Origin of the sequence: Paenibacillus sp. JMULE4 (genome assembly GCF_013337105.1) — a bacterium.
GTDB classification, from domain to species: domain Bacteria; phylum Bacillota; class Bacilli; order Paenibacillales; family NBRC-103111; genus Paenibacillus_G; species Paenibacillus_G naphthalenovorans.
Genome location: NZ_SGWF01000012.1, coordinates 228,583 through 250,817, shown reverse-complemented (window position 1 = coordinate 250,817; position 22,235 = coordinate 228,583). Strand labels below are relative to the sequence as shown.

Here is a 22,235-nt window from a genome sequence, read left to right as displayed (position 1 = left end):
GGTTTTGCTTTCCTCCTACAACCTTACTAACTGGGGAGAATATCCCTGTCAAAGATGGAGGTCGGTATCCAAAGGGTGCAGCAGGCATTCGGAACATCGACGATACCGCTGATCCGGCCTTCAACCGGGGCCGTACTGAGCAGCATGTAAGCTTGTTCGCCGGTTAAGCCCATTGTCGTTTTCAGATAGTCGATAGCGTTCAAGCACGCTCGGCGGTACGCGATGTGGGCGTCAAGGTAATGCTGCTCCCCCGTTGTCTCATGGACGGAAATGCCCTCGAATACGAGAAACTCCGAGTAATGAGGATCAACCGGCCCAGGCTTAAATACGGGATTTTCGATGATATTGTATTTGGCCATCCCTCCTTTGATGAGATCGACATGGAGATCCACCCAACCGGCCATTTCGATGCCGCCGCAGAAGGAGATCTCACCATCCCCTTGTGAAAAATGAAGATCGCCTAATGAAAGCTTGGCACCGTCAACGAAGACGGGGAAATAAATTCGCGTGCCCTTGGACAGATTTTTAATGTCACAGTTGCCGCCATGCTCCCGAGGCGGAACCGTACGCGCCGCTTCCCGGGCAATCCGGTTGAATTTCTCCCCCTTCAGCGAGCCGAGTACAGCGCTATCCGGTGAAGGCAGGTTAGCTAATCCGGGCACTCGGTCAGGATTCTTAGCAACAAGCTCCTTTTCCCGTTTGTTCCATTTATCCAGCAAGGCATGGGAAGGGGCGGTTCCGATTAATCCGGGATGTAAAATTCCGGCAAACTTAACGCCCGGTATATGGCGGGAGGTAGCGTAAATCCCGTGGAAATCCCATATCGATTTCGCCGCATCAGGGTAATGATCCGTCAGAAACCCGCCGCCGTTTTGCTTGGCAAAAATGCCGTTAAATCCCCATTGCGACTCCGCAAAGGTACCTATATCCAGAATGTCCACAACAAGCAAATCTCCCGGCTCCGCACCGTTGACCCAGACCGGTCCGCTTAACACGTGTACGCGATGCAAATTCACATCCCGAATATCAGACGGATCGTCGTTGTTCTGAATTTGACCATCCGTCCAGTCTTTGCACTCCATGCGAAATTCCGTTCCCGGATTGACTGACACGGTGGCCGGGATATCGGGATGCCAGCGGTTATGCCCGGGAGTCTCCTGCTCCTCCATCGGTTTGTTTAAATCTACACGAAACAATACATCAGCCATTCAAATCTCCTCCTTAACGAATGAAGTCAATGAAAGGGAACGATACCATGATCAAAAAGGGGAAGGTCGAAATGAAAAGTTCGTCTGCCCCTTATGTCGATCAACTCATACAAGCCCCTCTTGCCTTTCCGACATTCTCGCCCCTCAAACTATATATAGAGAATGACGGAGATATTATTTCTGTCCAATCAAATTTGTTTTTTCTTATAAACCATTTGGCAAAAATGAGTGAGGCTGGAGCGTAATTTGACGGAGCGTTCACCAGGCCTGACCTTATTTTAGCAGTATGCCCGAAAAGCGGCGTATTCCTCAAGTGCTGTTTTTATACTTTCCGAAGGGGTTGAAAAAAATACATCAACGAATTTCTGATGAGCCGAAAGATGAAACACCTGGATAAAGGTGGTCTCTTTCGGTTTTTTTGCATTTACCTAAAAAAGTAATATTGTCCATGATTCATAGTAAGGATATCCATGGCTTCTTTTTACAGTTCGAGTTAGCATAAACTATAGAAACGCAATTTCTTTTGAAAAGATATAGAAATATAGAGGGGAATATACTGATCCAGTTCCAAAAACCATCGCTGGATCTGTTGGTTTGGGTTTTGCATTATAGTCCATCAATTTATAAAATCGGAAGTGAAGTATGTTGGAATCATGGAAACGAACGTTAATCATTTTGTGGATAGGAGTGCTTTTTTGCAGTTCCAGCTATACGATGGCGGTGCCGTTCCTGCCTTTGTTTCTGTTTGATTTGGGTGTGGAGCAGGGCAATGTTCATTTGTGGGCCGGTGTGATCTATTCATCATCGTTCCTGGTAGGTGCGGTCATGGCTCCGTTCTGGGGCTCCATGGCGGATAAATACGGGAAACGGCGAATGGTCATACGGGCAGGCTTCTCTCTTGCAATCGTTTATGCGCTGTTCGCGCTCGTAACCAATCCATGGGAGCTTATGGGAGCCCGTTTATTACACGGTTTTGTGGGAGGGTTCGTCCCGGCTTCCATGGCTATCGTAGCTTCAAGCGTTCCGGAGAACAAGATGGGCTTCTCTCTTGGTTTGATGCAGGCGGGAACGATGACGGGAGGGATTATCGGTCCCTTGTTCGGCGGGCTGCTTGCCAACTGGTTTGGAATGCGGATGTCATTTGTCGTTTCCGCCTCCATCATCTTCCTCGCAACGGTAGCGGTGCTCATCTGGATAAAGGAAACAGGCAAAGCGGCTCCCGGTGAAAGTGTCAAACTGGCCGACAGCTTCAGAATGGCTGTGCGCAACCGCACATTTCTTCAATTGTTGTCCGTGCTTGTCGTTTTTCAGTTATGCATCAATATGATCCAGCCTATGCTGGCGCTTCATATTGCCGATCTTCAAGGCAACTTGCAAGGCACCGTACTGACCTCCGGCATTATTTTTTCTCTTATTGGGATTGCAGGTATTATCGCTTCACCGTATTGGGGGAAGGTTGGAGAGAAATACGGCTACCGGACGGTGCTGCATCTGGGCTTGATTATCGGAGGCGGGGTCGTCTGCCTGCAATATTTCGTCCAGCAGTTATGGCTTTTTACGGTTATTCAGTTCCTGTTCGGCTTATTTATCGCTGCGGTGGTGCCTTCGGTCAATACTCTTGCTGTTCGCAGTACGGACCCGGACTTTCGTGGAAGGTCGTTCGGTTTTACCCAGAGCGCGAATCAATTGGGATCGATGATCGGACCGCTGCTTGGAGGCGGCATGGGGATGTTCGTTAATATTCATTGGATTTTTGTCGCGACGGGCATGATTTTGATTGTGTTCGGGACTATGCTGGCCGTTCGCTTTCATATGGTTCCTTCCATGTCGGGTTCCGCGATGACCCTCGATAAATGGAAATGGAAAACCGAGAGGAAGTCGGGGTAATCAGGCGATGCCCAGATGCCCAACCAAACCGCATGATTGATCCGGCAGCCGATGGAATCATCGGATCAGGCCCGGTCGTGAGCATATAAACCCATTGGTCTAAAATGATAGCTGTCGAGGCCGTCCCTTTTGGGGCGGTCTGTTTGTTTTATGGAGAAATAACGGGTTTTAAGCTGCATTATCCACAGGCTTATCCACAAAATTAACATCTGATCTATAGAGGCTGTGGTTCGTTTTTTTGAAACATACTAACATATCCACAATGGAAGTTATGCACATTTCATGCTGCTTTCCGGCTCTTGTGAATTGTTGCTTGTTCTTTCCTCAAATAAAAGTTATTCTATGTAGAAAGTGAATGCCGCAGTTAACCATTGCCGAATAGTCAGGAGGATTAAACCGCATGGGGGATCCGCGTCATAGGACGAATACGTTTAGACGTTTCTTTCTAAATAATAAATTCGTCTTGTTTTTAATGATCTTGCTTTTGATCGGCTTAAACATTTTGGTACTAAACAAAATCCCTTACGTATTCGCGCCTCTCGTTGTGCTGGTCAAGACCGTGCTGCTTCCGCTTCTCCTCACAGGAATCGCCTTTTATTTACTCAATCCTATTGTCAATTGGATGGAGAGAAAGAGGATCAAACGGGTTTATGCGATCTTCCTTCTGTATCTGGTCATTATTTGTGGGATTACCCTGCTCCTGGTGACGGTTGTACCGCTTATCCGCGAACAAGTACTCGGGCTGATGGATAACATCCCCAGATACAGCAAAGAGTTCGAAACCAGGTTCAGGCAGCTCATAGGCAGTCCGATTTTCAATCAGCTTCAGCAAACGCTGGGTACGAGCTCAACCGACTGGATGAACAGCCTGTCATCCAGAGTTTCCGCAATTGTGAATCGTGCGGGAGCGAGTATCGGAAGCTTTGTGGGGGCTGTAACGGAAACCATTCTCGCTGTCATTATCGTACCGTTTATATTGTTTTATCTGCTGAAGGACGGACGAAAGCTCCCACAATATATTTTGGGCTTCATACCTACAGCGCTTCGCGATGAAACGCACCGGGTGATGATCGAGATGAATAATCAGATCAGTTCTTATATCCGGGGACAGATCATCGTCAGCTGCTGCATCGGCTTCTTATTATACGTGGGCTACCGCATTATCGGTTTGGAATATTCCCTTGTCCTGGCGATCGTAGCGGCCTGTACGAGTATCGTACCTTATTTGGGTCCGGCGATTGCCATCACACCGGCTCTGATCGTGGCCACGGTGACTTCACCGGTCATGCTGCTGAAAATGATCGTGATCTGGACCATTGTTCAGTTAATTGAAGGCAAATTCATCTCTCCGCAAATTATGGGCAAAACGCTGCAGATTCATCCGATTACGATCATTTTTGTTATTTTAACGGCAGGCAACTTATTCGGAGTGCTTGGCGTGATCTTGGCCGTTCCCGGCTATGCCGTATTGAAAGTCATTGTTTCTCACTTGTTCGAATGGATGAAGGAACGATCCGGGTTATATACACCTGTAGATTGATATGGCTATTTGAGAATAAAGGCATCCCTGAGAGGATGTCTTTTTGCCGTTTTGGCGATCCGAATGAACACGGCGTTTTCTCGAGCGGTTTGGCTCCCTTCAGAATTTTTATGAAACAAGTAAATTCCCGGATTTGTCACAGTTTTAACCGATCTGTAACACTTTCCTTGAAAAGGCCGTGCTATGATCTAGTTATCAAGTGAAATGAATCACAAAGATTTTGAACAGATTGTGAAATTTTTCGCAATCTCTGTTTCTGAAAGGAGATGAGCCACCATGAATTACCGCAAGCTACTATTTTCTCCACTGGCAATCATTTTGGTTGTGCTGCTAAGCGGCTGCGAACCGAATCTGGTTGTTTTTCAACCCCAGGGACCTGTGGCCAGAAGCATTATGGAGCTGATTAACTGGTCATTGATTTGGATGCTGCTTGTCGTTGTCGTCGTGTTCGGGCTGTTCGGTTATATTGTGTGGAAATATCGCGAGAGGCCTGAAAATAAAGATTATGAGCCGCCGGAGGAGCACGGCAGTACGCTGCTTGAGGTCATTTGGACCGCGATTCCGATCCTCATCGTTGTCGCCTTGACGATCCCTACGGTAACAACGCTGTATGATTTGGAGGAAGTCCCCAAGGGCTATGAGGAAAAAAAGCCGATTACGATTCATGTCACCTCGGCGGATTGGAAATGGATCTTCAGCTATCCGGAGCAGGGGATCGAGACCGTCAACTATGTCAATATACCGGAGGATACGCCTATTTTGTTTAAATTAACGTCGGCCAGCACCATGCAGTCTTTCTGGGTTCCGGCTTTAGGCGGACAAAAATATACGATGGGCAAAATGCAGACGCAATTGTATCTTGTCGCGGATCATCCCGGTTCGTATTTAGGCCGGAACACCAACTTCAACGGCCGGGGATATGCGGATATGGAATTTGAGGTGTTGGCTCAAACCCAAGAGGATTTTGACCAATGGGTAAAGGATGTCGCCAATACCGCTCCGAAGCTGACGGAAGAAAAATATGAAGAGCTGTTGAGACCGACTCATTTGGGACGATTGACTTTTTCCAATACGCATCTGGAATGGGTTAACCATGCGGAGCCCGATTCCTTGACGTACACCCATCCTGAGCTGTACAGGTATCACGGTTATCAGGGCAAAGTGTTTGAGGAAGAAGATAATTATCAGAACAAAGGCAAAGGGAACGCAGGGAACATAGATAACACCGGGAACAAAGGTAATCCCGGGAACAAAGAAACCAGTCCTGTAGAGCAGAAAGAACAGAGTATCACCGACGGAGGTGGGCATCATGGGCATTAAATGGGATGAGTTTTTTATAACGGGGGATCCGTTAATTCTAGGTTCTCAGATTGCCATTCTTTTGACCATAATCGGGATTGTCGCAACACTGACTTATCTCAAAAGGTGGAGATGGCTGTGGAAGGAATGGCTGACCACCGTCGACCATAAACGGATCGGAATTATGTATATCATCTCCGCTGTTCTGATGTTTTTCCGCGGAGGCATGGACGGCTTGTTAATGAAGGCGCAAACGTCCAGGCCGGAATTGCAGTTTTTGAACGCTCAGCATTACAACGAAATTTTTACGACGCACGGTGTGATTATGATTCTATTCATGGCGATGCCGTTCCTGATCGGATTGATGAACGTCATTATTCCTCTGCAAATCGGAGCGAGGGATGTGGCTTTCCCGCAATTGAACGCCTGGAGCTTCTGGCTGTTCTTCAGCGGTGCGATGCTGTTTAACATCTCGTTTGTAATCGGCGGATCTCCCGATGCGGGATGGACTTCCTACTTCCCCCTTGCGGGTAAAGAATTCAGTCCCGGCATAGGCAACAACTATTATGCCATTGCTCTGCAGATCGCAGGGATCGGCACGCTGATGACAGGGATCAATTTTATCGTCACCATTCTCAAAATGAGAACCAAAGGCATGACTTTAATGAAAATGCCGATGTTCACCTGGACGACATTAATCACATCCGTAATCATTGTGGCTGCCTTCCCGATCTTTACGGTGGCGCTTGCCCTGATGACGTTCGACCGGTTGTACGGCACCCATTTCTTTACCTTATCCGGCGGCGGTCTGGATATGCTGTGGGCGAACCTGTTCTGGCTTTGGGCTCACCCGGAAGTATATATTGTCATACTCCCGGCGTTCGGAATCTTCTCCGAAGTCATTGCGACCTTCTCCCGCAAAACGCTTTATGGCTATAAATCGATGGTATTTTCCATTCTGGGGATTGCCATTCTCAGTATGGTCGTGTGGGTGCACCACTTTTACACCATGGGCGCGGGAGCGTTGGTCAACTCGTTCTTCTCGATTACGACGATGCTGATTGCCGTTCCGACAGGCGTCAAAATGTTTAACTGGTTGTTTACGATGCGCAAAGGCCGCATCAAAATGACGACCGCGATGCTGTGGGCGCTGGCTTTTATACCCTGCTTTGTGATCGGCGGGGTCACGGGCGTGATGCTGGGCATGGGTGCGGCCGACTATCAGTATCATAATACGCTTTTTCTGGTCGCGCATTTCCATTACGTTCTGATTCCAGGTGTAGTATTTGCCGTATTTGCCGGCCTATACTACTGGTGGCCCAAAATGTTCGGTCACATGCTGAATGAAAAAATCGGCAAATGGCACTTCTGGCTGTTTGTCATCGGCTTCAATATTACGTTCTTTCCGATGTTCTTCCTTGGTTTGGACGGTGCGGTAAGACGGGCTTACACTTACTCGGCGGAATCGGGCTTCGCTCCGCTGTTCCTGGTGTCGGCGATCGGCTCCGTGATCCTGGCGATAGGTTTTGCCGTCTTCTGTTATAACATTTACTGGAGTATTCGCTATGCGGACCGCAACGTATCCAGTGACCCGTGGGATGCGAGAACACTGGAGTGGGCTACCGCTTCGCCGGTTCAGCATTATAATTTCACCAAGCTTCCGGAAGTAACGACACAGGATGCCTTCTGGCATATGAAAAAGAACAACGTAGGCCTGACACTTAAAAAAGAGGAAATTGAAGAGATTCATATGCCCAGCAATACGGGACTTCCGTTTATCATGTGCGTGGTGTTCGGCATTACCGGATTCTTTCTGGTATTCGAATGGCACATGGCGGCGGCAGTTGCGGCTGTAGGCATTATTGTCGGAATGATCGTCCGCTCTTTCGACTACGACGACGGTTATCACGTGCATAAGGAAGAAATTGAAATGACGGAGCAGGCTTGGAGAAACAGGGAAGGAGAGGTGAACCGGTATGTCGGCTAATGTCAACACAACGCAGCCTTTGGAATATCAAACCGCACAAAACCGGATGAATGTTCTCGGATTCTGGATTTTCCTCGGGGCTGAGATCGTCTTGTTCTCGACGCTTTTCGGTGTGTACGGCGTGCTTTACGAACGGTATGCAGGGGGTCCGACCCATCAGGACATTATTATGATCAAAGAAGTCATGATTCAAACCCTATTGCTGTTGACCAGCAGCTTTACCTGCGGTTTAGCTATCTTCGAAATGCGCCGAAATCATCTCAAAGGCTTGATCGGTTGGCTGGCAGTTACTTTCCTGCTGGGGATCGGGTTTCTCTATATGGAAGTGAACGAATTCATCCACTACGTTCATTTGGGCGCCACCATGCAAACGAGCGCCTTCCTGTCCAGCTTTTTCGTTCTGCTCGGAACTCACGGTGCGCACGTGACCTTGGGGATCGGCTGGGGGATCATGATCATTATTCAGCTTCTGCAAAGAGGCTTGACTCCGGTAACGGCTCGAAAAACATTTATTATCGGCTTGTACTGGCATTTTCTGGATGTCGTCTGGATCTTTATCTTTACATTCGTGTATTTAAAAGGGATGGTGGCTTAAATGGATAACAAAGCGAAAGGCTTTCCCTTGGGGCATGTCTTTGGATTTATATTATCCTTGGTGCTCACCTTTGCCGCAGCCGGCGTGGCCTTAAAAACATCCTTGCCGTTTCATACCATTATGTGGATTATCGGCACTTTGGCGGTAATCCAAGCCGGACTTCAATTATTCATGTTCATGCATGTCAATGAGGGTGAGGATCGAAAATCGCAGCTCATTAATATTTTTTATGGTATTTTCATGGCCATTATCATTGTACTCGGGACCATATGGGTCATGTCGTTTGGAGACCATATCCATTAACAAGAAAAGAGGGCGCCCCGTCTTAATGACTTGGGGTAGCCCTTTTTTTCGAGGTGGAAAGGCTTCGGCTGCTTTCGTGGGCCGCATTCTCCATCAGACCCAGGACTAAGCCGAAAAGATACACGAATACAGACGAGACGATAACGCCTATGCCGCTGAATAAAAGATATTCCGTTTGGATACCGCTTACAAAGAAGCTCATAATAATAACGATAAACCCTAAAATGGCGGATGCGGCCGAAACGGTGTTGGTGAATTTCATCGCTTTCGGTTGAGGTTCGTTCATGATCTTCACTCCTCGTATAGTATGTTTAGAATCTTCTTTTTGAAGAATTTCCAGTTAATCTGCAGTGAAACTATGGTGGACGTAGCCGACCCGCACCGCAGCCCGAAGGGCAAGGAGCGGAAGTCGGGGTCCAGAGAGAAAACCGCTCTTTGACAACTTTAAAAAATACAATTAGGGTCTTGGACTTTTCGTGATGTTCCCAGACAATGAGCTTAGGGTCATTTGGGGAAATTCGTCTCACTCCTGTAGTTCGACTACATCTAAAGTCTGTTTCCCCAGCACTCGTTTGAACTTCTTACCCGCTGGCTGTCCCCTTCGGCAACCCATGCTCGAAGATAGCAGCTTCGAGGCAGCTCATGGACCGAAGGAAGTTCTCATATGCGAGGGTGACTGATCGGCGAGCGCGCTGGGGGCATCCCGAAGAGTCCAATTCCCTAAATCCCGAATCCAGAAGGGAGGGATCACCCTTGAAATTATTTGTCGGTATTGACGTCAGTTCAGAAGAACTGGAAGCGTGTTTCATGAATCCGGAAGGCGATACGCTTGAAACGCTCAAGGTAGAAAACAATCTGCACGGTGCCTCGCATCTGCGCGACCGCATCGTGGCTGCTGCGGACAAGCTGCCGGCTTCCGAAATCCATATCGGCCTTGAAGCAACCTCGGTCTATAGCTGGCATCCGGCTATGTACCTGCATGAGGATGCCTCGCTTCAAGAGCGGAAAACCAAGGTGTTCACGATCAACCCGAAGCTTATCAACAAGTTCCGGGAAGCCTACGCGGATATGGACAAGACCGATCGGATCGATGCCTGGATCATCGCCGAACGCCTGCGCTTCGGCCGTCTCACGACGACCATCGTCATGCAGGAGCAGTACATCGCGCTTCAGCGCCTGACGCGCATGCGGTACCATCTGGTTCACAACCTGACACGCGAGAAGCAGTACTTCCTGCAGAATCTGTTCTACAAATGCAATGCGTTTCGTTCCGAAGTCGACAGCTCCGTTTTCGGCCACGCCATCATGGAGATGCTCTCGGAAAAGTTCAGCCTCGATGAGATTGCCGACATGGAAGTCGCCGACTTGGCCGACTATCTCAAGGAGAAGGGAAAGAACCGTTTCCCTGACCCGGAGCATGTCGCCCGCTGCATCCAGAAGGCTGCACGAGCGTCCTACCGCCTTTCAAAGGTCGTAGAGGATTCCATTGATCTGGTTCTCGGCACTTCCATACAGGCCATCCGGAGTATTCAGAGCCAACTGAAAGAGCTGGACAAGGCGATCGAACGCATTCTGGCTGGCATCCCCGGCGCTCAGTGCCTGCGCTCCATTCCGGGCATCGACCGGGTGTACGCCGCCGGCATTCTGGCGGAGATCGGCGACATCGAACGCTTTAGCGATCAGGCCGCCGTAGCTAAATATGCAGGCCTGACATGGCGTAAACATCAGTCCGGGGGCTTTGAGGCCGAAGATACCAAACGCATTCGTTCCGGCAACCGATTCCTTCGTTATTACCTTGTTGAAGCTGCCAACTCGGTGAAAAACCGCGAACCGGAATTCGGCGAGTATTACCGGAAGAAGTACGTTGAAGTGCCTAAGCATCAACACAAACGCGCCCTCGTCTTAACGGCAAGAAAACTTGTGCGTCTGGTCGATGTGCTGCTACGCAACGGCCAACTCTACACGCCTGGAAGGAAGGTGACAACTGCGAAGGATTAACGCCTCCTTTGCCAAAGTCCTTCACGGATTCCCAGTTAAAATCTGGTAATTAACTCGATTTTCGACTGGGTTTAGTTTGGTGTTGCCTTTTTCCCTGAGTCATCGCGTTTTGGGCCAAAATAATTTCCAATTTCCACGAATCAGGGACTTGACATATTACCGCTGGACTTTATTTCCATTCTACGCCTGTTCACAATTTTGTCAAATATTATTTTTGACTTTGCGATCCTTAATGATGATGTGACATCTTTGAAACACAAATTGTTTTTATGATCAAAATATGCCACATTATTAATGAAGATCAAATCAGTTTGGGGGAAAGCAGGAAAGTGATGAAGTTATGGAAATGGCTTTGCACAGTGCTCATCGTTTCATTATTCATAGGTTTGAGCGGCTGTGCACCTGCAGTTGACCGTGAAGATCAGGCGGGGCAAACTGCAGCACTAACCGGTTTCGATGAGGTTGCGGAATACATCTCGAAGCACGGTAAGCTTCCGGATAATTTTATTACCAAGAATGAAGCCAGAAAATTAGGATGGGATCCGCAAAAGGGCAATCTGGCGGAAGTCGCGCCCGGCAAAAGCATAGGCGGCGATGTATTTCAAAACCGCGAAGGCTTGCTTCCCAAGAAGAACGGGAGAATATGGTATGAGGCCGATATCAATTATAAAAAGGGAGCCCGCGGCAGCGACCGGATCGTCTTTTCCAACGATGGGCTCATCTATAAGACTACAGATCATTATCGAACGTTTACCCGGATAAAATAACAAGGGGAGGACGCATGTGCATACGGTACAGTTAGAAGGAAGTCACATAAAGGAACGGCAGCAATTACACGACTTTCTAAAAAAAGAACTGCAGCTGCCCGACACCTATGGCAGCAATCTGGACGCTTTGTGGGATTGCCTGACGGGATGGGTACGGCTCCCCTTGACGATCCGATGGATAGATCCAGAAGCCAGCAGACGTCATCTGGGTGAATACGCGGATCAATTGCTTGATCTTCTAAGAGAAGCGGAACAAGAGGTGGATGGCTTTTACTTGGAAGTCGTCGAAAATAGTGCGCCATGATGATAAACCGGAGGACATCGGCCTCCGGTTTATTGCTGTGTACGCCCAGCATGGCATGGGCGTCATCTTTAGGGTGAGAGTCCCGAACGGGGGCTGGCGAGCGCCTACCGTTAGCCAAGGGCAAGGGCGTCCGCCGCGAGGCGGAATCTGAAGGATGCCGGAGGCAAAAGCACGGGCCAAGGTACACGAGCCCAATTTGAGGCAGTGTTAGTCGGATGAGCCTCCACACCAAGGCAAAATCCAAAGCCGCCAAGGGCTGACGCTGTAGACTTGGGTGGTCGCGGGAAAGGAGAGAGGAAACCGATGCGTTCGCGCGAAGAGCACAGACAGCCGAAGATCTCGCAAGAGAGCTTCCGGCAAAGAGCAGCGGTGAAGCCGCAAGGGTATGCCGAAGCGCCGAGTTCTTCGCCGGCACAAGTCGCCCCTTCCTCTCGCGAAGACCAGAACGTATTTTTTGAATCGCCCGGACGAACTAACGGCATCCCATCCTGCAGCGAACAAATTAACTTCGCCTTTTCGTCACGCAAACACCCCGATATGGTTATATTTCAAATGCTGTTCGCCGGCCGCTAATTGAATGGACACCTTGTCGTTCAACTGAAAGTGAAGCGGAGAGCAAATTTCCCATTGTCCGTCCTCGCAACGAATATGATAAATAAATTCCCTGCCCTGAAACTGCACGTTCATCACCTTGCCCTGAATACCTGTCTGATTGGGCGGGCCCGGCAGCAATTGATCCGGTCTTGCCGGATATAGACCGCGCGATTTAAAATAGCTTGCCACACGGCTGCCGCTCCATTGCACGGTACCGTCGGAGCCTGCCGGTACGAACGTATCGTTATGCCACCGGCCTCGGATGAGATTGGCTTTGGATACGAATTTGGCGACAAATTCCGTTTGCGGCCGCAGATAAATATCTTGCGGCGTCCCGACTTGTTCGATATTCCCGTCCTTCATGACGACAATCCGGTCCGCCATCGCCAAGGCCTCGCCTTGGTCGTGCGTTACATACACGACAGCCGTTCCGGTTTGTCTGTGGACGGACTGGATTTCACGGCGCATATCCATGCGAAGCATCGCATCCAGACTGCTGAGCGGTTCGTCCATCAACAAAATCGAGGGTTCTGCGGCAATGGCTCTTGCGATAGCGACCCGCTGCTTTTGGCCTCCGGACAGCTCATGCGGCATACGTGAACCGTGCTCCGGCAAGCCGACCATTTGCAGGACGCTGGCGATCCGGTGCTGCTCATTTTTCCGGATATGGGATGGCGTCTCCTTGTGATGACGGATGGGAAAACGGACGTGCTCCGCCACGTTCATGTGCGGCCACAGGGCAAAGGCCTGAAATACCATCCCGATTCTTCTTTTTTCCGGTGGCAGGCTGTAGCCCGGCTTTGCCACGAGTGTCTGATTCATGTAGATTTCTCCGGTCGAAGGCTGTTCAAAGCCTGCGAGCAGCCGCAGGAGTGTCGTCTTCCCGCAGCCGGAAGGGCCCAGAATCGCGAGGAATTCGCCTTTGTCTATCGTTAAATTTAAAGATTTCAGGGCCTGAAAGCTGCCGAACGCTTTGCTGACTTCGATGAATTGAATGCTCATGGCTGCTGAACTCCTTTTTTGGATTGACGCTTGTTCAGCGTGTGCAGAACCGCCATTCCCACAATGATCATGATGACAATCAAGCTGGATAGGGCGGTTGAGTACAGCGTATCGCCGGCCTGCTCAAAGTTGAATATGGTCACCCCGATGGTTTGAGAGCCTGTCGACCATAACAATGCAGACACGGTAAGCTCGGTAAAAGCCGTCAAAAAGACAAGAAACGCGCCGCTAAGCAGTCCCGGAAGCAGAAGCGGCAGCAGGATGGAAGTCCATTTTCTCCAGAAACCGGCGCCAAAAATGCGGGCCGCTTCTTCCATCGAAACATCGATTTGCATAAAGGAAGCGATCCCCGCCCTCACCTGCAAAATGAGAAAACGGCACACATAAGCGATAAACAAAATGCGGATCGAGCCGTAAATGCCGGGATTCCATCCGGGAATCGGCTCCATCCAGGCAAAAATCATGGCTAAACCAAATACAATTCCGGGCAGTGTGTAAGGTACGGCGACCGCCAACTCTGCCGATTTGGTTATCCATGAAGGCTTGCGCACCCGGGCATAAGCAAGCAGAGAACCGAGCACCAGGCAGACGGCCAGTGTTGTTACGGAAAGCATCAGGCTGTTTTGAATCGATTGCCATACTTTTGGATTTTCAAACAGAATGTATCTGTAGTTGGAGAGCGTCAAATTGGCCGGATGAAAAGGAAGCCCGTATGCTTTTTTCAAGGAAGTGGCGACCATGGAAACCAATGGGACAACCGTTATCATGGCGAGAAAAGCCCAAACGGCGGCAGTTATCCATGTCCGGTGCTTTCCAAGCGAGTAGCGCGGATGGTTATCGATCATAACGGTATCCGCCGTTTTGATTTTTCTGACGGCAAGCCATTGCAGAAGGGTGACAATGACGGCGATCATTCCCAGCATAACGGATAATACCGCTCCTCTTGCAAAGGCGGAGGGGCCAAAGCCGACGATTTCCTCATAAATCAGCGTGCTTAATACGGATATGTTTTTCGGAATGCCGAGAAAAGCCGGGATTCCGAAATTGTCCAAGGAGGATAAGAATACAAGCAGTCCTCCCGCCGTCAATCCGGGTAAGGCCAAGGGAAGCGTGATCAGACAAAATGTCTTCAGCTTTCCCGCCCCGCCGGCCCTTGTCGCCCATTCCAAATCACGGGGAATTTTCTTCAGCACGTCAACGGTCAAAAGATAAACCAGGGGGAAATGATGAATGCCCATGACGAAAATAATTCCGCCGTAGCTGTACATGCTCCATGGCTTGGCATTGGGGTTAAACCATTGCAGTACATGTGCGGCGATCCCCTGGGTGCCCATGAAGGAAGACCAGGATAACGTCAACACGTAGGAAGGAAGTATAAAGGAAAGCATCATTGCCATATGCAGCGCTTTTTTATGTCTTAGGTCGGTGTAAGCCATCACCCACGCGGCTAGGACGCCTAACAGAATAGATACCGAAGAGGAACCTGCTACGATAATAAACGTATCCTTCAACGTCTTCCATAACCGTTCCTGCCGTAAAATATCCGCATAATGTTCCAGCGAAAAACCGGTGCTGCTCTGCGCGCTTAACCCTATTAATTTTGCTATAGGCACGATAAAGAACACGAGAAGAGAAAGAATGGCCAGCAGAACAGCCGCTCGTTTAGTAAGCGAAAGGAAGGAAGAGAGGAGGGGGAGGGTTCCCCGATTTCCTCCCTTGCCAGCTGAACGTTTTTCGAATCGATCATGATGGATAATCTCCGCTTCTTATTGTCCGAACAATTCTGTAAACTGTTTTTTATCCGAGTCGCGGTCGTTGGTCAATTGGGAAATATCCGAGGAGATGACTTTAAGTTCGGAGATGCTCTTTAATCCTTGCGGCGCCGGAATGCCTTCGCGAATCGGCGTGTATCCGATATCGGAGGCTAATTTTTGGCCTTCCTCGGACAGAACAAAATCGACGAAAGCTTTAGCCGCCTTTTCGTTTGCCGTTTGTTTCATAATTCCGATCGGTTCGGTAATCACAGGTACACCTTCCGCGGGGTAGATCAAATCGACGGGAGCACCCTTGGCCTTCTCGCGGGCTACAAGATAATCAACGACCATGCCGTACGATTTTTCACCGCTCGCTACGGCGTTCAGAACGGCTCCATTCCCTTTGACAACGGCAATGTTGTTTGCTTTCAAGCCTTTGAAATAATCCCATCCGAATCCTTCGGTGCGGGTAAAGACGCCCACATTATATGCGGCGGCGCCGGAATAGAGCGGACTTGGCATGATGTCGGCATCCCTGGTCTCGGCGGCAGCCAGCGCTTTCCAAGAGGACGGCGGGGTTGCTGCCTTTTGTGTATTGATCGCAAGCACGGTGGCCATGACCTTCGTGCCGGAATACATTCCATCCGGATCTGTAAAATCCTTTGGAATTTTAGATAATTCCGGCGATTTGTAGGATAACAGCAGATCCTGCTTCTTTAAGCCTTCGAAGGTTACGGAATCAGCCAGCAAAAGTACGTCCGCCTGCACTTTTCCGGCTTGGTTTTCCGCCGCAATTTTGGCGGTCACTTCTTCCGTTCCGGACCGGAAGCTTGTGACTTGAACATCAGGGTATTTCTTGTTGAATTCGGCAATCAGCTTGGTCACATCGCCTTCCGGCTGGGAAGTATAGAACGACAGCTTTCCGGAAACCGGGTTGGTTGCTTCCGGAACCGGCTCTGTTTGCGGAGTGGCTTGCGCTCCTTGCGTAGAGGAAGGCTGTCCGCTTGTGCCGCAGCCGCCGGAGATCAGTAATGCCGCCAAACTCATGATCAAGAATCCTTTTTTCATCTGACTCTCTCCTACACTTTTTTTATATATTATAAATAGCATTTGTCAGAAGGCTGTTAACGGAGATGTATAACATTGTTAACTTGAAATAAAAAAGATTTAAAGAGACAAGGGGCGGAAATGATCGTGAAGCCATCATCTTCAACAATTTATGGGAGTTATTGGTGTTTACGCAGGTGTACAGCTGGAGAGGTCATTGTTCAAGTTTTTGTACAGCGGTTGAATAATTAGCGGCGGCAATCCGTCGGTGGCGGACGTCCCGGGGGAACTTGTCCGGAGGTTCTGTGTGGGCCTTACGGCATAGCTTGCTCGTTTATTATAAGAGGAAAAAGTGAGACAGGTGGCGGTTTCCCAAAGATGGGCCGCGGCTGTGCGGTTCGACATTCGGAACGCAGCGTTGCCGGTGAAATTCAGGAATCCGACGACCCGCGTGTCAGCTCGGATTCCGCATCCCATCTTATGGCTTTCTATCTGTTAATTTCCTAAGGGGAATATTGACCGGGAAATATCATCCGGAGCATCATATGGCGGGTGCGGGCATCGGGCCCGCGCTCTTCCGTTCTCCGATATGAATGAGTCTCTAGGCTTTTGCTCCTCCGGTCAGCCTGCTTACGATTTCCAATACTGCGGCCCGGTTCAGCTTGCTTTCACCGGCGCTCAGAGCCTGGACGGTAGCATGGGCTAGTGCCAGCGGAATACTGCAAAAATTGAGAATCGGACCGGGCTGAATATCTGCGATATACTCATCGGCCAGTTTCAGATTGCGCTTGGTATAGACGAACATTTCATCCATGCCCCAATGATCGGGGAAAAAGTTCACGCCTCTGGTGGAATCCTCAATACGGTTGCGAAGAATATTTACAGCCTGAAGGCCGCGGCCGAAGGCTACTGATTTGGCGCGATCCGTTTCGGTACCGTCATACCACATCCACAGGTCGGAAAGAAGTTCCCCAACCGCTCCGGCCACGCAGTATGTGTAGTAATCCAAATCCTCTTCCGTTCGTATATTCCAATCTCTGCCCACCCACTCGGCCATTTGCTCCGACATGGTCGCCGTACCTTGCAGGACGCGCGGCGCAATAGAAGGCGGGCACAGACTTACCCAATCGCTAATACGCAGAGTAACATCATCTAAAGTATGACGATATGGAGAGAAAAGAGACTCCAGCTCGGTAGGCTCATGCAGGTGTTTGCTTATCCCGAGCAGCAGCTTGATTTTCACATCAGGGGCCATCTCCGGATGGTCTTCGATCTCATCAATCGCCCGCATACATAAATAAGCAGAGGCTACCGCTTCCTTTAAACCGGGAACCAAACCGCTGATCGGTATGTAAAAGGTCCGGCTGGTTGCCGCCAGCATTTCCATGGCATCAGTCATTAAATCATTCGTCTTGTTCACGAACTACCCTCCAAAAAATCTAGTCTCTTTTCCTTAGTCTGAACCTGTTCATCCATTCCTAAGTCATGCTTGCCAAGTTCTATATTACTACTTTTTGACGAATTCTGAAACAAGCCATCTGCTGAATCGAAAATAAAGGCGGGCTGCAGGGCGGCGGTATGGTGTTAAAAGGGTTTCGGTACCGCATTGAAGCGGATGGATTCCGCTGCTGTTAAAAAAATATTGACTGTCTGTGAGCGGGGTGATATATTAATGTCAACATATTAATCCGAGTTAGTCAATAAGAATTGTTTATTATAATGACAACATCAGTAAGTCCACCCGACGCAGAGGCGACTTCCACCTTTTTAGGTTGTTACTAAAAAGGTAGGAAGTCGCTTTGTTTTTATCAACACGATTTTAAACCAGGAGAGGATGGAATATGACAGAACGCAAGTTCACAACCGTCTGGCAGCCCTGGGTACTGCCGGTTCTTATATTGGCCGTGTGGCAAGTGCTCGGCGTCACAGGATTTCTTTCACAGCGCATCCTTCCGACTCCGCTTGAGGTAGTGGAGGCGCTGATCGAGGTCGTGCTGGACGGAACGCTGCTGGAATATGTAAGTTCCAGCACCCAGAGGGCTTTTCTGGGATTTATCATCGGCGGAAGTATTGCTTTCCTTATCGGTTTGTTGAACGGGCTGTTTCCGGTGGCGGAACGGTTTATCGATACAACCGTCCAGATGCTCCGCACCATTCCGCATTTGGCTCTTATTCCTTTGGTCATTCTTTGGTTTGGAATTGGTGAAACGTCAAAGCTGTTTCTTGTATCCCTAGGCGTCGCCTTTCCGATCTACCTGAACACCTTTCACGGTATTCGTTCCGTAGATCCGGGGTTAATCGAAATGGGACGCGTTTACGGCTTAAAAGGAGTCTCCTTGTTCACCCATGTCATCCTGCCGGGGGCTCTCTCCCATATTTTGCTTGGCGTGCGGTTTTCTCTAGGCATCATGTGGATCACGCTGATTGTTGCAGAGACGATAGCCGCCGATTCCGGCATTGGCTACATGGCCTCCCATGCCCGCGAGTTCATGCGGATGGATGTCGTCGTCTTGTGTGTCATCTTATATGCACTGCTGGGCAAATGCTCTGATCTTGTCACCAAGTTTCTCGAACGGCGGCTGCTTCAGTGGCACCATAACTTCGCGAATAAAGCGTAGAACAGGAGGAAGAAGCGATGGTCATGAAAGAAATGGGCCGTGTTGTGCCGATCGCCAGAGCGTGGTCATGGAGGCCAAGATCCGCCTGCTCCGCCGGATAGCGGCAGGTTCGCTCATTTGGAATAACGGATGTTAGACCGGCTGTTATTGAAAGAACCAGGGGAGCTGGAAGTTCACTGCGGGCTTTTTTATTCACATAAAAAATCTTATTACAATAAAGGCGGGATTACAATGAGCGGATATGATGTCCATCTTAGTGCGGATGTTTTGGTGATCGGCGGAGGACCGGCCGGCACATGGGCGGCGGTTGCGGCAGCGAAAGAAGGAGCCAAGGTCATACTGGTTGACAAAGGGTACTGCGGGACGAGCGGAGCTACGGCCCCGTCCGGTACAGGCGTGTGGTATGTGAACCCGACGCCTCAGGAGCAGGAGACTGCGATGAAAAGCCGGGAAGCCCTGGGGGGCTATTTGGCCGACCGAGGCTGGATGAAGCGGGTGCTTGATCGTACGTATATCAATATGAATCAAGTTGCGGATTGGGGATACCCGTTTCCTACCGATGACAAGGGAGTTTCCCAGCGCAATAGCCCTTCAAGGGCCGGAATATATGAAGCTGATGAGAAAACAGGTGAAGAAGGCAGGGGTGCGAATCCTCGATCACAGCCCGGCGTTAGAGCTTCTTGCCGATGAGCATGGCGTTGCCGGAGCCGTAGGAACCCATATTCAGACGAAGCAGTCGTGGCGTGTCGACGCCGCGGCAGTGATCATCGCTACAGGCGGCTGTGCTTTTCTGAGCAAGGCGCTGGGTACGAATGTACTGACGGGGGACGGGTACCTCATGGCTGGTGAAGCAGGCGCCGATTTTTCAGGAATGGAGTTCTCGACGGCCTACTCTTTGTGCCCTGCGTTCTCCCCGGTGACCAAGTCAGCCTTCTATACCTGGGCTACCTTTTATTATGAAGACGGCCGGGTCATCGAAGGCGCAGGTTCACAGCGCGGCCGTTCGGTCATTGCGCGAACACTGCTCACGCAGCCGGTTTATGCGCGGCTGGATAAAGCGGATGACGAGCTTAAGCGGACGATGCGCAAGGCCCAGCCGAACTTTTTTCTCTCCTTCGACCGGCTTGGCATTGATCCGTTCACACAGAAGTTTCCTGTCTCGCTAAGATTCGAAGGAACGGTGCGCGGAACGGGCGGGATTCACGTTGTTGATGAAACCTGTGCGACCAAAGTGCCGGGACTGTATGCAGCCGGGGATGCGGCAACGCGTGAATTGATATGCGGAGGGTTTACCGGCGGCGGAAGCCATAATGCAGCTTGGGCTATGTCTTCAGGATATTGGTCGGGCGAGGGGGCGGCTCGCTATGCGCTGAAGCAGGGGATTCACGCTTCCAGGCGCAATGCGCAAAGAGTATCCGAACGGACAGGAGTTGTGACCGTTACAACGGGACAAAAAGGAGCTGCGGATACCAAAGAGATTATTCAGGCTGTCCAGAACGAAGTGTTTCCATACGACCGTAATTGGTTTAGAACGGGAGCTGGCCTGGAGAAGGGACTTCAGCGCCTCAACCATGTCTGGAACGAATTGAAACGCGGGGTCCAAACAGACGGCGGCGATATCGTCCGGATCAGGGAAGCGGCAGCGATGACAGCAACAGCCCGCTGGATGTTTGCCAGCGCGAGCGTTCGCCGCGAGACGCGCGGAATGCACCGGCGGGAGGATTATCCGGGTTCTGACCCCAATCAGCATTATCGTTTGATCAGTGGAGGCCTGGACCAACTGTGGGTCAAACCATTATCCGAATATTCGGAATACCCTAAAAAGGAGGCTGCGATCTAGTGATCGAAATCCTGAATAAAGACCGCTGCGTCAACTGCAACCAGTGCGTAACCGTTTGCCCGACGAACGTATTCGATCCGGCAACCGAACCGGACGGCGTCCCTGTCATCGCACGGAAATCCGATTGCCAAAGCTGCTTTATGTGCGAATTGTACTGCCCCGCGGATGCTTTATACGTAGCGCCGTTCGCGGAACGGGACGCCGATTTGAATGAATCGGAGCTGATCCATGGCGGTTTGCTGGGCAGCTATCGTAAAGACGTGGGCTGGAATAAAGGAGCCAAATCCACCGCTTCTGAAGACGAATCTTATATTTTATTCAAACGTATGCACAGCCATTAGAAAGAGACAGACAAGGGGTTATCGAAATGAAAATGAAACCATTCCGTAAACAATGGACTTTTACATTGCTTCTTACTGCCGTATTTGCTTTTGCCCTTGTTGGATGCGGAACTTCCGGCACCAAAGCGCCGGAAGCGCCCGAGGCAGGCGGAACCTCCGGTCAAGCTTCAACGAAGGAATCCGGGACCTCGCTCGAACCGACGCTGCGTATCGGTTATATTTCTCCAAATAACAAGGGAACCATTACCGGGGTGGAAGGCTGGGCGCAGAAAAAAGGATATCTGGAATCGGAATTAAAAAAACACGGTGTGACCGAGATTACCATTAAATCGTTTCCGAACGGACCGAACCTGAACGAAGCCCTTGCTTCTGGAGCACTGGATGTAGGCATTTATGGGGATACGCCTGCGATTAATGCCCGTTCCGTCGGGCTGAAGACCAAGCTGATTAATATTAGTCAATCCGGCATGAATGCCTGGCTTGTAGCCAAGAAGGATGGCCCTCAAATCGTGGAAGATCTGAAAGGCAAGAAAATCGCTACCGCCGACGGTTCATATATGAGCCGTTATGTCAGAGGCCTGCTTCTTGAGAAAGGGCTGGATAAAGATATCAAGGTCGTTCATTTGCTTCCGGCGGACGCCGAAGCGGCGTTGGCCCGCGGCGATATTGAAGCCTATGCTTATCCGACAGGCTTTGGTCCGCTGGTCATCAGCAAAGGCTACAAAGCGATTGATGAAGCGAAGAACCATCCGGATCTTCGCGGTTCCAGCGTCAGTGTTGTCAGCGAGGACTATCTTTCGAGAAACCCTGAATTCGTCAAAGTGTGGAACGGGATTCGCCAAAGGGCGGCGAAAGAAGTTCAGTCGAACGCCGAAGAGTTTTACCAGCTTTATGCCGAATCGTCCGGTTATCCGGTCGACGTTGTGAAAGCCTCCTTTGACATTGGCGAATGGCCTGTGGAGGATTTGCCCGAGGATGGCTTGAAGCTGCTTGAAGGCACCAAAAAATATTTGTTCGATAATGGGATTATCAAGAAGGATTTTGATCTTCAGGATTGGATTTACAAGCCCTGAATAAGCCTTCCGTTCCTTTGGTTAACGGGGTGGAATAGCATTGCGGCGTGACGATGAACTGCCAAATCTTGATGAATA

At 50.0% G+C, this 22,235-nt stretch carries 19 protein-coding genes and 1 pseudogene; 14 read left to right on the top strand and 6 right to left on the bottom strand.

Annotation, left to right across the window (positions count from 1 at the left end; genetic code table 11):
• Positions 1-26: 26 nt before the first annotated feature.
• Positions 27-1,208, bottom strand: coding sequence for a formamidase (fmdA, locus tag EXW96_RS10815; protein ID WP_062406489.1), 1,182 nt, complete (start codon positions 1,206-1,208; stop codon positions 27-29).
• Between the two features lie 642 nt (positions 1,209-1,850).
• Between fmdA and EXW96_RS10810 the strand changes: the two genes are divergently transcribed.
• From EXW96_RS10810 to qoxD, 6 genes are all read left to right on the top strand, one after another.
• Positions 1,851-3,095, top strand: coding sequence for an MFS transporter (locus tag EXW96_RS10810; RefSeq protein WP_137670673.1), 1,245 nt, complete (start codon positions 1,851-1,853; stop codon positions 3,093-3,095).
• A 400-nt stretch (positions 3,096-3,495) separates the two neighbouring features.
• The gene (locus EXW96_RS10805; protein WP_174350536.1) at positions 3,496-4,635 is read left to right on the top strand and encodes an AI-2E family transporter; all 1,140 of its coding nucleotides are present in this window, start codon (positions 3,496-3,498) and stop codon (positions 4,633-4,635) included.
• A 276-nt stretch (positions 4,636-4,911) separates the two neighbouring features.
• On the top strand, positions 4,912-5,955 hold the full coding sequence (gene qoxA / locus EXW96_RS10800) for a cytochrome aa3 quinol oxidase subunit II (RefSeq protein WP_174350535.1): 1,044 nt from the start codon (positions 4,912-4,914) through the stop codon (positions 5,953-5,955).
• A complete protein-coding gene (qoxB, locus tag EXW96_RS10795) occupies positions 5,945-7,921 on the top strand; it encodes a cytochrome aa3 quinol oxidase subunit I (protein WP_137670674.1) in 1,977 nt (658 codons plus the stop codon). Before qoxA ends, qoxB begins: the two co-directional genes overlap by 11 nt.
• Positions 7,911-8,516, top strand: a complete 606-nt coding sequence (qoxC, locus tag EXW96_RS10790) for a cytochrome aa3 quinol oxidase subunit III (RefSeq protein WP_054819266.1) — start codon at positions 7,911-7,913, stop codon at positions 8,514-8,516. Before qoxB ends, qoxC begins: the two co-directional genes overlap by 11 nt.
• Positions 8,517-8,819, top strand: coding sequence for a cytochrome aa3 quinol oxidase subunit IV (qoxD, locus tag EXW96_RS10785; RefSeq protein ID WP_054819267.1), 303 nt, complete (start codon positions 8,517-8,519; stop codon positions 8,817-8,819).
• Positions 8,820-8,841: 22 nt separating this feature from the next.
• Here qoxD and EXW96_RS10780 read toward each other — a convergent pair whose 3' ends face one another.
• On the bottom strand, positions 8,842-9,105 hold the full coding sequence (locus EXW96_RS10780) for a thioredoxin domain-containing protein (RefSeq protein WP_137670675.1): 264 nt from the start codon (positions 9,103-9,105) through the stop codon (positions 8,842-8,844).
• 467 nt (positions 9,106-9,572) lie between these two features.
• On the opposite strand from EXW96_RS10780, the gene EXW96_RS10775 reads away from it, so the two are divergent.
• The 4 genes from EXW96_RS10775 to EXW96_RS27445 all read left to right on the top strand — a co-directional run bounded on the left by EXW96_RS10775 (position 9,573) and on the right by EXW96_RS27445 (position 12,461).
• Positions 9,573-10,817 carry an IS110 family RNA-guided transposase gene (locus EXW96_RS10775; protein WP_074730232.1) on the top strand — a complete coding sequence of 415 codons (1,245 nt, stop codon included), beginning with the start codon at positions 9,573-9,575 and terminating at the stop codon, positions 10,815-10,817.
• A gap of 332 nt (positions 10,818-11,149) precedes the next feature.
• Positions 11,150-11,584, top strand: a complete 435-nt coding sequence (locus tag EXW96_RS10770) for a ribonuclease domain-containing protein (RefSeq protein ID WP_074728115.1) — start codon at positions 11,150-11,152, stop codon at positions 11,582-11,584.
• A 16-nt stretch (positions 11,585-11,600) separates the two neighbouring features.
• Positions 11,601-11,888: a barstar family protein gene (locus EXW96_RS10765; protein ID WP_062406510.1), complete on the top strand. Its 288-nt coding sequence runs from the start codon at positions 11,601-11,603 to the stop codon at positions 11,886-11,888.
• A gap of 303 nt (positions 11,889-12,191) precedes the next feature.
• Positions 12,192-12,461: a hypothetical protein gene (locus EXW96_RS27445; protein WP_074727969.1), complete on the top strand. Its 270-nt coding sequence runs from the start codon at positions 12,192-12,194 to the stop codon at positions 12,459-12,461.
• Here the strand turns inward: EXW96_RS27445 and EXW96_RS10755 are convergent.
• The 4 genes from EXW96_RS10755 to EXW96_RS10740 all read right to left on the bottom strand — a co-directional run bounded on the left by EXW96_RS10755 (position 12,408) and on the right by EXW96_RS10740 (position 17,672).
• Positions 12,408-13,484, bottom strand: coding sequence for an ABC transporter ATP-binding protein (locus tag EXW96_RS10755; RefSeq protein WP_174350534.1), 1,077 nt, complete (start codon positions 13,482-13,484; stop codon positions 12,408-12,410). The two genes, EXW96_RS27445 and EXW96_RS10755, sit on opposite strands and share 54 nt — an antisense overlap.
• Entirely contained in the window at positions 13,481-15,097 is a 1,617-nt protein-coding gene (locus EXW96_RS10750) for an ABC transporter permease (protein WP_309225069.1), read from the bottom strand. Before EXW96_RS10750 ends, EXW96_RS10755 begins: the two co-directional genes overlap by 4 nt.
• A 153-nt stretch (positions 15,098-15,250) precedes the next feature.
• Entirely contained in the window at positions 15,251-16,306 is a 1,056-nt protein-coding gene (locus EXW96_RS10745) for an ABC transporter substrate-binding protein (RefSeq protein ID WP_174350533.1), read from the bottom strand.
• Positions 16,307-16,886: 580 nt separating this feature from the next.
• Positions 16,887-17,672 (bottom strand): squalene/phytoene synthase family protein, encoded by a 786-nt coding sequence (locus tag EXW96_RS10740; RefSeq protein WP_062410810.1) that lies wholly within the window; start codon positions 17,670-17,672, stop codon positions 16,887-16,889.
• A gap of 454 nt (positions 17,673-18,126) precedes the next feature.
• Here EXW96_RS10740 and EXW96_RS10735 point away from each other — a divergent pair, with 454 nt between their 5' ends.
• From EXW96_RS10735 to EXW96_RS10720, 4 genes and pseudogenes are all read left to right on the top strand, one after another.
• Positions 18,127-18,903 (top strand): ABC transporter permease subunit, encoded by a 777-nt coding sequence (locus EXW96_RS10735; protein WP_174350532.1) that lies wholly within the window; start codon positions 18,127-18,129, stop codon positions 18,901-18,903.
• Between the two features lie 231 nt (positions 18,904-19,134).
• Positions 19,135-20,743: pseudogene (locus tag EXW96_RS10730) on the top strand (FAD-dependent oxidoreductase).
• Positions 20,743-21,084, top strand: a complete 342-nt coding sequence (locus EXW96_RS10725) for a 4Fe-4S dicluster domain-containing protein (RefSeq protein WP_174350531.1) — start codon at positions 20,743-20,745, stop codon at positions 21,082-21,084. Before EXW96_RS10730 ends, EXW96_RS10725 begins: the two are co-directional and overlap by 1 nt.
• A gap of 26 nt (positions 21,085-21,110) precedes the next feature.
• A complete protein-coding gene (locus EXW96_RS10720; protein ID WP_174350530.1) occupies positions 21,111-22,157 on the top strand; it encodes an ABC transporter substrate-binding protein in 1,047 nt (348 codons plus the stop codon).
• The last annotated feature ends 78 nt before the right edge of the window (positions 22,158-22,235 follow it).